This window comes from Caldisericum sp. (assembly GCA_022759145.1).
Classification (GTDB): Bacteria; Caldisericota; Caldisericia; order Caldisericales; family Caldisericaceae; genus Caldisericum.
This window is the reverse complement of sequence record JAEMPV010000102.1, coordinates 1-4,449: the sequence shown is the minus strand read 5'-3', so window position 1 is coordinate 4,449 and position 4,449 is coordinate 1. Positions and strand designations below refer to the sequence as shown.

Genomic DNA, 4,449 nt, shown 5'->3' with positions numbered 1-4,449 from the left:
GATATACCAAATGAACTCAGAACGTTTTACATTGATGTCTTGGCAACAAAGATAGAGCCAAAGGTTACTGCTATGTATGCTTTGAATGCTTTTCATCCAAATGTGAGCAATTCGATTATCTCACCTAATATCTATAATGGCAGAATATACTTTAATTATCAAGTATGCCTTGGTGACCTGAATAATAGACCTTTTATAGAGGTTTTGTCAAAAATAGATGATACACTCAGACTGATAAACTTGGATTCAGCGTATGGAAATAAAGCTACTGAAATGGCACAAACATTGTTCTTTTACTTATACAAGAAACAAATAAGGGGTGAAGTGAAAGCAAACGAAGTATGGGAGGTGGAAGCATGAATGACTTTCCATATCCACTATACAAAGTTTTATCGGTTGATGATAAGATTAAATTCATGCAGAACATGTTCAGTAATATTTCAGTTGCTTCATATTTCTATAATCCTCTGGATACATACAGAGGAATGTTGGCTACTATGTACGCAAGTTATTTCAAAGATAGACCAGACATGATTGTCAATGATTTATTGACTATGATGAAATCAAGTAATTTGCTTCAATACGTTGAATACTATGAAAGCCAAAAATCTAAATCAAAATCGAATAATGCCGAAGTAGACCCACCGGATAATCTTAAATTTCTTGATAGAATTAACCCTGATTATTACAAAGATTTCATTCGTTATACAAATGAACTAAAATATGCTGTTGAGTCATACAGTTTCAAAGGTCTTTATTCGCTTCTTCAAATAGAAAACAACAAAACATTTACTAATACAGTCGTTTCAATTGACAAATATCTAAAGACGTTTGCCATAGGGGATGTTGAATTCTGTAAAAAACTACGGAAGAAAATAGAAATCAACGAAGGCGATGAACTCATACCCGAAGAAGACATAAACAAATACTTTAAGAATTCAATGCAAGAAATAACCTACGTGCATTTGGCAGAATTTATGCTATATAACGGGCTATACAGCAATATAACATTAATAAAAGCAAGAAACGAAGAAAAAGTATATGCATTATTACAATTCCCGTCTCCAACAACTTTGGTATTGGTTGCAGACAAATCAAAAATGGACTATGATGGTTATCTTGAGATACATGAACCTATTAACCTTGGAGAGTTTGATTATGGCAGTGCTGTCCGTATATTACAAGTGTTCTACTTGACGAGGTGGGGATAAATGAAAGTATATTTCATCACAAAAACTGACTTCAGGGCTGATGAAGTATATGCCATATATAACAAGTCATATCTTTATACCATAGAAGTAGTGAAAAACAATTTTTCCATAGACCGCAAAGAAACAGAGAAGTTGAAGTATACAGTCGTAGATGAAATCGAAGACCTATACCCACAGGATTTCCAATATATACTTCCGGTTCTTATAAACTATTATGCACGGCTTAAGCTTGGTGGAGATATGTATTTCAGTGTTTATTTCTGGACAAGCGATAAAAATGCATACCTATACCATTCGAATACGTCTTGGAAAGACTTTAGCTATTACAAGAAATTCAGACTTGACATCGAGTGCGAAAAGCAGGAAAAAGAGGACAGAAGCAAAAACATAATGCCAGAACTATTAAAATCGCATGTTGTCTTTGAATCTCTTGATTTCTTAGAGGAATTCGATAGCTTCCTTGACTTTGTATATAAAATCCTTGATACATTATACCAGAGGCACAATGAACTCAACGAAATACTCAAGTCAAAAACCAAATAAAACTTTTTAAACCTTTTTTTATTTTTTATGTAAGGAGGGAAAAATATGTATATAGACAACAAAAAAGTAGTGTTAGACATTCACTATGACCATATGTTTGAGCTGCAAGATGATCTGCCAATAAAAGTGGAATTAAGTAGGAAGGAATATGATAGACTAGTCAAGGACTATGGAGAATACCCAATTGGTTGGCAGATCGCAGACATCGATCCAAAGAATAACTACATAAAAATAGTGTTTTATTCGGATGGAAGAGCGAGGTTTGGTGAAATTCTAATTCCGAATAGGTTTATAACCTATGAGGAATATATAAAATATGGCATAGAAGGAGGTGATAGAAATGCCAAAAATAAAAGCAAAAAAGATAAATCATGAAAACGATAATGCAGATTTATCGGAGTCGTATGATCTTATTATACGTGCTTTGACAGGGAAATACAAAAACGCAGACCCTAATCAGTTATACTACGAACTGGACGATGATATCGTTGATATACTAAATACAATGGATGACACAGAAATAGTAAATTTATCTGAATATGCATACAATAGGGAATTCAAAGAAGACATGGATTCATATGTTGATACACTGCTAAACAATGTTGAATTTGCTGTTGATGATATTGCCCTTTTAATCGAAGATCTACCATCGCCTTTAACAATGGCTTTTAACTATGGGTATTCTGTGTTATATTCTACGATAAAATACAGGGTAATAAAAAACATAAATCCAGCATTCCTAAAAATAAACATATCAAAAACTCAATCAAGAAACGGAAATATATCATAAAACAGGGGTCAAAAAACAAGTATATAAACTTATTGGAAAGGAGGCATAAAATATATATACAACCAAGTTATAAGGTTATATACCAAAATATGGAGGTGTGAAAAAATGGTAGGAGAACACAAGTTTGGGACGCAAAATCTGCAAGAAGGGATTTCATTCATTGGCAGAATAATCAGTGCAAACTGGCAACAGAGCAAGGATTTCGGGTCTGGTTCAAGGGAGACATTAGTGATAGGGATACAGCCAGTCTCATATGAAGGAGCAATAAGATACATATATATCCCATACAGCGACAGGATTAATTCAAAGTGGGGGAAATTCAACGAAATGCTTGAGCAATCTGGCCTTAAGTTCGACCCAAATACTTTCACTGAAGTCGATTTGGTCGGGAAACTCTTTGAGTTCAGGAGCTTCGATTTGAAGTTTGGTAGCGGCGAGAACGCAATCGAGGTGACAGGTATGCTGTTGCCTGTGAGATATGTGGGCGATGATATGAGCGACGAAAAAGAAGTCCCGGAGAAAGCTCCGGGAGAGTCACAACCAACAGAAAAACCAATAGAACAGACACAAACATCTGTTAAAGAAATACCAAAACCACAGACTGAACAGCCCAAAGAACAAGAACCGCAGTCCGGCGAAGTTACCCAAGAAGACCTTATATTCGAATACATAAAACTCAAGCAAAAGACAACATTCAAAGAACTCATGGAAAAATTCAAGATGGACAAAGATCACCTTATACCACTGATCTTCGATCTTTCGGAGAAGGGAAAGATATCGTTAGACGGGCCAGTAATAAGGCTTGTCTAATTGCATATCTTTCCCTAGCTTTTTTTATGAGGTGGTTCGATATGTCAAAGAATAAAGACAAGTATAAATACCTTTTGGATTTGGCAGATTCATACCTATTTGAAATAAAGCAACTTCAAAATTTGCAGTATAAATCTTGGAATGACTTAAGGCAGGAAAGGATTGAATACCTAAACAAAAAAGTCGAGGAAATCCTTGCGGACTACGAAAGGCTACATATGCGGGATAGGGAAAGAAATAGGTGGTAATAATGCCAGTATGTCCTTATTGCAAAAAAGAGCTAAAATCTTTGAGAGCAATTGAAAGACTATATTTATATCACAGAGCATATGTTAAAAACGGAGAACTTATTATATTCCCCAGTGATACTGAAGAGGCAGAACCGGATGAAATAGTTGCTTTTGCTTGTCCTTACTGCGATCACATTATTGCAACAACCAAAGAAGAGGCATTGGATTTCATGCTAGACAGAAAATTGCCAAAAGACCTAGTCCCTGTCGAAAAAAAGGGAGACGAAATATTCTATGAATAATCAAATGGGTAATAGGAGGTAATAAAATGTTTGAAGAAGAAATTACCAAAGAAGATAAAAAATATTTCAGAAACTTAGAGAAAAAGTTTTGGAAAAAATATAACCAATTATCAGATTGGATGAAAGAAAACTTTGATGCATGGGTTCTTGAAAATGCAGTGAATTGGCTAGAGGTAAGCGGGCATGCTAACATGGATGAAAAAGACAAAAATAATTTCGTAGACTTCGTAGAAATGTTTTCATTGGTAGAAATAAAACCAGATGATGACTTAGGCGACCCTGGCTTTATCAATTTTATCATTAAACAAGCAGAGAAATACGTAAAATACAAAAAAGAAGAAGGTGGTAAATAATGTCTTGGAGTACATTAGTTATAGGATATTTTTCATTCAAAGAAGATAAAACTTATAATGAAGTCAAATACGCAATAGCAACACTCTGCAAAAATTTAGAAGTTGATGTGCCTACAAGAATAATTAAACGCAGTACCTATTACAGAAAAATACACCACTTGCCAAACGGAGCTCACATTGTAGCAGATGATATTACTAATAATAATATTC

9 protein-coding genes are annotated in these 4,449 nt (G+C 34.5%); all 9 read left to right on the top strand.

The features are described 5' to 3' along the window. Nucleotides 1–360, top strand: a 360-nt coding sequence (locus JHC30_06325; GenBank protein ID MCI4463767.1) for a hypothetical protein, incomplete at its 5' end; no start/stop codon positions are given. Beyond that, a complete protein-coding gene (locus tag JHC30_06320; GenBank protein MCI4463766.1) occupies nt 357–1,211 on the top strand; it encodes a hypothetical protein in 855 nt (284 codons plus the stop codon). The genes JHC30_06325 and JHC30_06320, both read left to right, overlap by 4 nt. Beyond that, nucleotides 1,212–1,754, top strand: a complete 543-nt coding sequence (locus tag JHC30_06315) for a hypothetical protein (protein ID MCI4463765.1) — start codon at nt 1,212–1,214, stop codon at nt 1,752–1,754. Nucleotides 1,755–1,799: 45 nt separating this feature from the next. After that, nucleotides 1,800–2,129, top strand: coding sequence for a hypothetical protein (locus tag JHC30_06310; GenBank protein MCI4463764.1), 330 nt, complete (start codon nt 1,800–1,802; stop codon nt 2,127–2,129). Next, nucleotides 2,095–2,544: a hypothetical protein gene (locus tag JHC30_06305; GenBank protein ID MCI4463763.1), complete on the top strand. Its 450-nt coding sequence runs from the start codon at nt 2,095–2,097 to the stop codon at nt 2,542–2,544. Before JHC30_06310 ends, JHC30_06305 begins: the two co-directional genes overlap by 35 nt. Nucleotides 2,545–2,649: 105 nt before the next feature. Further along, nucleotides 2,650–3,354 carry a hypothetical protein gene (locus JHC30_06300; protein MCI4463762.1) on the top strand — a complete coding sequence of 235 codons (705 nt, stop codon included), beginning with the start codon at nt 2,650–2,652 and terminating at the stop codon, nt 3,352–3,354. Between the two features lie 41 nt (nt 3,355–3,395). Next, a complete protein-coding gene (locus tag JHC30_06295) occupies nt 3,396–3,602 on the top strand; it encodes a hypothetical protein (GenBank protein ID MCI4463761.1) in 207 nt (68 codons plus the stop codon). Between the two features lie 2 nt (nt 3,603–3,604). Next, nucleotides 3,605–3,886 carry a hypothetical protein gene (locus JHC30_06290; GenBank protein ID MCI4463760.1) on the top strand — a complete coding sequence of 94 codons (282 nt, stop codon included), beginning with the start codon at nt 3,605–3,607 and terminating at the stop codon, nt 3,884–3,886. Nucleotides 3,887–3,912: 26 nt separating this feature from the next. Then, entirely contained in the window at nt 3,913–4,239 is a 327-nt protein-coding gene (locus tag JHC30_06285) for a hypothetical protein (protein ID MCI4463759.1), read from the top strand. Nucleotides 4,240–4,449: the final 210 nt, after the last annotated feature.